6 protein-coding genes are annotated in these 5,295 nt (G+C 66.1%); 4 read left to right on the top strand and 2 right to left on the bottom strand.

The features are described 5' to 3' along the window. Positions 1–81: 81 nt before the first annotated feature. A complete protein-coding gene (locus SP5_RS16165) occupies positions 82–480 on the bottom strand; it encodes a hypothetical protein (protein WP_157013775.1) in 399 nt (132 codons plus the stop codon). A gap of 113 nt (positions 481–593) precedes the next feature. Here SP5_RS16165 and SP5_RS16160 point away from each other — a divergent pair, with 113 nt between their 5' ends. The 4 genes from SP5_RS16160 to SP5_RS16145 are packed head-to-tail and all read left to right on the top strand — an operon-like array spanning position 594 to position 4,371. Continuing rightward, complete coding sequence (locus tag SP5_RS16160; protein WP_042490634.1) at positions 594–1,940, top strand: M48 family metalloprotease; 1,347 nt, start codon at positions 594–596, stop codon at positions 1,938–1,940. After that, the gene (locus SP5_RS16155; protein WP_052811600.1) at positions 1,940–2,647 is read left to right on the top strand and encodes a DsbA family protein; all 708 of its coding nucleotides are present in this window, start codon (positions 1,940–1,942) and stop codon (positions 2,645–2,647) included. Before SP5_RS16160 ends, SP5_RS16155 begins: the two co-directional genes overlap by 1 nt. A gap of 33 nt (positions 2,648–2,680) precedes the next feature. Next, positions 2,681–3,613: an ABC transporter ATP-binding protein gene (locus tag SP5_RS16150; protein ID WP_042490633.1), complete on the top strand. Its 933-nt coding sequence runs from the start codon at positions 2,681–2,683 to the stop codon at positions 3,611–3,613. Further along, on the top strand, positions 3,610–4,371 hold the full coding sequence (locus SP5_RS16145; RefSeq protein WP_042490632.1) for an ABC transporter permease: 762 nt from the start codon (positions 3,610–3,612) through the stop codon (positions 4,369–4,371). Before SP5_RS16150 ends, SP5_RS16145 begins: the two co-directional genes overlap by 4 nt. A 124-nt stretch (positions 4,372–4,495) precedes the next feature. On the opposite strand, the gene SP5_RS18600 is transcribed toward SP5_RS16145, so the two are convergent. Next, positions 4,496–5,230, bottom strand: a complete 735-nt coding sequence (locus tag SP5_RS18600; RefSeq protein WP_052811599.1) for a CPBP family intramembrane glutamic endopeptidase — start codon at positions 5,228–5,230, stop codon at positions 4,496–4,498. Between the last annotated feature and the right edge of the window lie 65 nt (positions 5,231–5,295).

Genomic DNA, 5,295 nt, shown 5'->3' with positions numbered 1-5,295 from the left:
CCTATCCACCAGTGCCGCGCTTGCGGAAGCGCCCCACCCCCGCCCCCCTCCCCTGAAGGGGAGGGGTGAGTTCCAATGACGTCAGTCCCTCCCCGCCATCGCCCGCGACGCAATGCACAGGTTGCGGCTCGCATCCCACGGGACCGGCACCGCGACGCTTGCCCCCTGGGCCGCATCGCGAAAGGCGAGCAGGTGGAAACGATGGCCGATCCCGCCCAGCTCGACCCAGACCAGCCACAGGTCGCGTACATGATAAGCCCGCAGGAAGCGCACACCGGGCGGCGAGTCGGGCGATACCACATCCGATCCATTGAACGGCGCCCCCGCTTCCGCCACGGGACGGCCGACCGCCGCCAGCAGCGCGGCCCGCACCGGCTTGGGCAGGTCCGCCATCCGCTGGGTCGCAGGCCGGGCGCCGGGAATCGCGCAATTCGGCAAGGCGGGCATCGGGGAAACCTGTCCGGTATCGATCATCAGCATGGCCGCGCCCCCTTTTCGTTCGCCGAGCGTTCAGCCGCCCGGTGGCAGAGGCAATAACTATCTCCGCCGCAAACCCGGTTGTCTACCACGGCCGACCCGTCGATAGAGGAAGCATGAAGCGTCTGATCGCCGCCTTCGCCGTTACGGTCCTGGTCTGGGCGCAGCCGGCCGCCGCGCAGTCGATCCTGCGTGATGCGGAGACCGAATCGCTGTTCGCCGACATGTCCGCGCCGATGATCAAGGCCGCCGGGCTGTCCCCGCGCGACGTGAAGATCGTCCTCATCAACGACGATTCGATCAACGCCTTCGTCGCGGGCGGGCAGATCGTCTATGTCCATTCGGGACTGCTCCAGGCGGCGGACAATGTGAACGAGGTGCAGGGCGTCATCGCGCACGAGCTGGGCCATATCGCCGACGGCCATGTCATCCTGGGCGAACAGGCGATGAAGCCCGCGATGAAGATGCAGCTGCTCTCGATGGTGCTGGGCCTCGCCACAGTGGCGCTGGGCGGCGGTGCGGCGGGCATGGGCGTGATGGCGGCGGGACAGCAGGCGGCGATGAGCAATGTCCTCGCCTTCAGCCGCAACCAGGAATCGGCGGCCGATGCGGCGGGTGCGCGCTACCTCACGACGGCGGGCGTCACCGGCAAGGGGATGCTGAGCTTCTTCAAGAAGTTGCAGAACCAGCAATATCGCTATGGCTACACCAATATCGATCCGTTCGCGCAGACCCACCCGCTGTCGTCGGTGCGTATCCAGTCGCTGACCACCGATCTGCAAGCCTCGCCCGCCTGGAACAAGCCGATCGACGCCAAGCTGCAGGAGCGGTTCCTGCGGGTAAAGGCCAAGCTGTTCGGCTATGTCTCGCCGCCCGAGACGACGCTGAGCAAATATCCCGACAGCGACCAGTCGGTCTATGCGCACTATGCCCGCGCCTATGCCTATCACAAGGCCGCCTATCCCGACAAAGCCGAGGCGGAGGCCGCCGCGCTGATCGCCAAGGACCCCAAGGACCCCTATTTCGAGGAAATCCAGGGCCAGATCCTGCTCGAATCGGGCAAGCCGCAGGAGGCGCTGGCCCCTCTTCGCGCCGCGACCATGGGGTCGGGCCAGAACGCGCTGATCGCCACCACCTTCGGCCATGCGCTGATCGCGACCGAGGACAAGCGCAACCTGCCAGAAGCGGTGAAGGTGCTGAAGGTCGCGGTCCAGCGCGACGAGGACAATCCCTTTGCCTGGGTCCAGCTGGGCACCGCCTATGAACAGATGGGCGACGAACCGCGCGCCGCGCTCGCCACCGCCGAGCGGGCGAGCATGATGGGCGACACCCGCACCGCCATCCAGAGCGCACGCTATGCGATGGCCAATCTCACCCCCAACACGTCCGAATGGATTCGGGCGCAGGATATCGCCATGACCTCTGCCGACGCCGCCGCCAGCTCCAAGAAGAAGCGCCGCTGATGGGCTTGAAGACATTGGCCGCCGTTGCGGTCCTGGGTGGACTGGTCGGTGGCGGCACCGCCATGGCGCTCGCTCCGCTGGTCGCCCCCCATGCCGCATCGGGCGACATGGTCCGCGCCTATCTGCTCGACCATCCCGAAGTCATCCCGGAGGCGATGCAGCGGTTGCAGGACCGCGAACAGGGCAAGGCGGTCGCGGCGATCGGCGGCGACCTGACCAAACCGTTCGGCAATGCCTATACCGGCAACCCCAAGGGCGATGTCACGCTGGTCGAATTCTACGACTATAATTGCGGCTATTGCCGGGCCAGCCTGCCGCTCTTGAAGCAGCTGACCCAGGCCGACCCCAAGTTGCGCATCGTCTATCGCGAGCTGCCGATTCTGGCGCCGTCGAGCAAGGCGGCGGCGCGCGCCAGCCTGCTCGCGGCATCGCAGGGCAAGTTCGCCGCCTTCCATGACGCGCTCTATGCCGGGGGGCCGGTCAGCGACGCGACCATCGCCGCCGCCGCCGCCAAGGCGGGCGTCGACATGAGCAAGATGGCCGCCTTCCAGCCCCAGGCCGATGCCGAGATCGCCCGCAATCTGGAGGCCGCCGGGCGGCTGGGCCTGACCGGCACGCCCAGCTGGATCGTCGGCAACCGCATCCTGTCGGGCGCGTTGCCGCTCGAACAATTGCAAAAGGCCGTCGCCGAAGCGCGAAACCGTTGATAAGGCGGCGGTCTTCCAACGGGGGACTGCCGTATGACCGACCCGATCCTGTCCATCGAGGGCGTGACCAAGACCTATAAGGGCGGGTTCACCGCCCTACAGCCGGTCGATCTGAGCATCCGGCGCGGGGAGATTTTCGCGCTGCTGGGGCCGAACGGCGCGGGCAAGACGACGCTGATCTCGATCGTGTGCGGCATCGTCACGCCCTCGGCCGGGACCATCCGCGTCGATGGGCATGACGCACTTCGCGACTATAAGACTGCGCGGCGGAAAATCGGGCTGGTGCCGCAGGAATTGTCGGTCGACATGTTCGAACGCGTCATCGACACGGTGAATTTCAGCCGGGGCCTGTTCGGTCGCTCGCCCAACCCGGCCTATGTCGAACAGGTGCTGCGCGACCTGTCGCTGTGGGACAAGCGCCATTCAAAACTCATGGAGCTGTCGGGCGGGATGAAGCGCCGCGTGCTGATCGCCAAGGCGCTGTCCCACGAACCCGACCTCCTGTTCCTCGACGAACCCACGGCGGGCGTCGATGTCGAACTGCGCCGCGACATGTGGAAGCTGGTCCACCGGCTTCGCGAGCGCGGCGTCACCATCATCCTGACCACCCATTATATCGAGGAGGCCGAGGAAATGGCCGACCGGGTGGGCGTGATCGCCAAGGGCAAGCTCCTGCTGGTCGAGGAAAAGGCCGAGATGATGAAGAAGCTCGGCAAGCGCGAAATGGTGCTGACCCTCGCCGAGCCGATGGCGGCGATCCCGCCCGACCTCGCCGAATGGCAGCTGTCGCTGGAGGATGAGGGCAGGCGCCTGCGCTACATCTTCGACGCGCGCGCCGAGCGGACCGGCATCCCCTCGCTGCTGCGCCAGCTGGGCGACATGGATATCGGCTTCGTCGATCTGGAAACCTATAAATCCTCGCTGGAGGATATCTTCGTCGATCTGGTCGAGGGAACACGCGCATGAACCTGCATGGCATCTGGTCGATCTATCGCTTCGAAATGGCGCGGTTCCGGCGGACGGTGTGGACCAGCCTGATGGTGCCGGTCATCACCACGACGCTCTATTTCGTGGTGTTCGGCACCGCGATCGGATCGGCGATGAACCAGGTCTCGGGCGTGCCTTACGGCGCGTTCATCGTGCCGGGCCTTATGCTGCTGTCGATCTTTTCGGAAAGCATCCTGAACGCCAGCCTGGGCATATACATGCCCAAATTCACCGGCACGATGTACGAAATCCTCTCCGCACCCTTGTCACCGATCGAGACGGTGCTGGGCTATGTCGGGGCGGCCGCCAGCAAGTCGATGGTGATCGGCCTCGTCATCCTCGCCACCGCCTATCTGTTCGTCGACCTCTCGATCCTGCACCCGGTCGCGATGATCTTCTACCTGTTGCTGGTCGCGGTAACCTTCTCGCTGTTCGGCTTCGCCATCGGCATCTGGGCGCGTGGGTTCGAGCAGTTGCAGGTGATCCCGCTGCTGATCGTCACGCCGCTGACCTTTCTGGGCGGCGCCTTCTACTCGGTGACGATCCTGCCCGAGCCGTGGCGCACGGTGACGTTGTTCAACCCGGTCGTGTATCTGATCAACGGCTTTCGCTGGACCTTTTTCGGCACGTCGGACGTGACGCCGGGGGTCAGCCTGGGCGTGACCGCGCTGTTCCTGCTGGCCTGCCTGGCGTGGATCGGCTGGATCTTCCGCACCGGCTGGCGACTGAAGAACTAACTACATTCCTCCCCTGCAAGGGGAGGGGGACCAGCGAAGCTGGTGGAGGGGTGTCCCGCTCTCGATAGGGTGACACCCCTCCGTCAGGCTGCGCCTGCCACCTCCCCTTGCAGGGGAGGAATAGTTACTTCCGCCACACCCCACCCAGCACCGGCGTCACCACCAGCCCGTTCAGGTCCACCAGCACATGGACCAGCATCACCACCCACAGGCTGCCGGTCATCAGGTACAGCCCGGTCATCACCGCCCCCAGCGCGGTGGTGGCCAGCACCCCGACCCAGCCCTGATAACGGTGCATCGCCCCGAACAGCACCAGCGACGCGACAAAGCCGATCCCCGCCTGCCCCGTCACCAGCGAGACCAGCAGCGGCAGATAGAGACGGAAGAACGCCTCCTCCGTCACCCCCGCCATGATGCTGAGCGCAGCGGCATATTTCACCTCGCGCCGTTCGCGCGGCAGCAGCGCGGAGACATTGCCCAGCGGCTTGCGCTTGCGCACGCGCGCCAGCACCGCGCCGACAGCCAGCCCGCCGATCACCCCTCCGACCAGCATCCCCTGCATCGCCTCGCCGCTGTCGAAGATTGGCGGCATGGCGGCGGCGATAGTGGCGAATTCGCCCGGCATCACGGCCAGCGCATCGATCCGGCCAAGCAGGACCAGCCCGACCAGCACCGGCAACAGAAACGCCAATGCCGACCGCGCCAACCATAGCCGGAACCGCATCCGCCGCGAATGGCCGTCATTCAGCGCGCTGAACCGCCGATACTCGCCCAGATCGCCCTTCTGGAACCACCAGATCCCCGCCAGCGCGGCGATGAGGAGAAGGGCGGCGGCGAGAGCAGGAGGCAGCGGGATCACGCCCCCCTCCCCTTCAGGGGAGGGGATGGGGGTGGGGGGCTTCGGCAAGCACCGCGTGCGAGGCG

This window comes from Sphingomonas parapaucimobilis NBRC 15100 (assembly GCF_000787715.1).
In the GTDB taxonomy this organism is placed as follows: Bacteria; Pseudomonadota; Alphaproteobacteria; order Sphingomonadales; family Sphingomonadaceae; genus Sphingomonas; species Sphingomonas parapaucimobilis.
This window is presented reverse-complemented; position numbering and strand designations above follow the sequence as displayed.